The sequence below is a fragment of the Microbispora sp. NPDC049633 genome, assembly GCF_040675265.1.
GTDB classification, from domain to species: domain Bacteria; phylum Actinomycetota; class Actinomycetes; order Streptosporangiales; family Streptosporangiaceae; genus Microbispora; species Microbispora maris.
This window is the reverse complement of record NZ_JBFAOO010000445.1, coordinates 1-1007: the sequence shown is the minus strand read 5'-3', so window position 1 is coordinate 1007 and position 1007 is coordinate 1. Positions and strand designations below refer to the sequence as shown.

At 70.5% G+C, this 1007-nt stretch carries 1 protein-coding gene; it reads right to left on the bottom strand.

Going from position 1 to position 1007, the window contains the following annotated elements; genetic code table 11:
- Positions 1-1007, bottom strand: a 1007-nt coding sequence (locus AB0J39_RS39760; protein ID WP_363474405.1) for a phosphopantetheine-binding protein, incomplete at both ends; no start/stop codon positions are given.

Genomic DNA, 1007 nt, shown 5'->3' with positions numbered 1-1007 from the left:
CGGCTTGCCACGTCGTTGAGTGCCGTCGCGAGGGCTTCGGGGTCGAGGTCGCCGGTGAGGCGGAGGACCAGGGGGATGTTGTAGGTCGGGCTGGGTCCTTCGAGGTGGTGGAGGAACCACAGGCGGCGCTGGGCGAACGACAGCGGCAGGGGGTGGGGGCGCTGGCGGGTGGTCAGGTGGGGGCGGGAGGGTGCCTGGGTGTCGAGGTGGCGGATGAGTCCGGCGGGGGTGGGGGTTTCGAAGACGGCGCGGACGGGGACTTCGGCGTCGAGTACGGCGCGGATGCGGCTGGTCAGGCGGGTGGCGAGCAGGGAGTGGCCGCCCAGGTCGAAGAAGTCGTCGTCCATCCCGGCCCGGTCGATGCCGAGGACTTCGGCGAACAGGCCGCACAGGATCTCCTCCCGGGCCGTGCCCGGAGCCCGGTAGGCCGCTTCGGTGGTCAGATGCGGTTCGGGCAGCGCCGCGCGGTCCAGCTTGCCGTTCACCGTCAGCGGCAGCTGCTCCAGCACGACGACGGCTGACGGGATCATGTAGTGGGGCAGCCGGGCGGACAGGAACGTGCGTACGACGGCGTGGTCGAGGCCGATGTCTTCGCTTCCAGTCTGGGCTGGGGTGAGGTAGGCGACCAGATGCTTGCCGGCGTCGGTGCCGCGGCCGTCGCGGGCGATCACGGCCGCCTGCGCGACGGCGGGGTGTTCCAGCAGTGCGGCCTCGATCTCACCCGGTTCGATCCGGAATCCTCGAATCTTCACCTGGTGGTCGGTGCGTCCGAGGTATTCGAGGTGTCCGTTGGTGGTTTGGCGGGCGAGGTCTCCGGTGCGGTAGAGGCGTGTTCCGGGTGGGCCGTAGGGGTTGGCGATGAAGCGTTCGGCGGTGAGGCCGGGACGTCCGAGGTAGCCGCGGGCGAGGGAGGGTCCGGTGATGTAGAGCTCTCCGGGTGTTCCGGTGGGGACGGGGGTGAGCCATGGGTCGAGGAGGTGGAGGGTGGTTGCGGTGGTGGCGGGTCC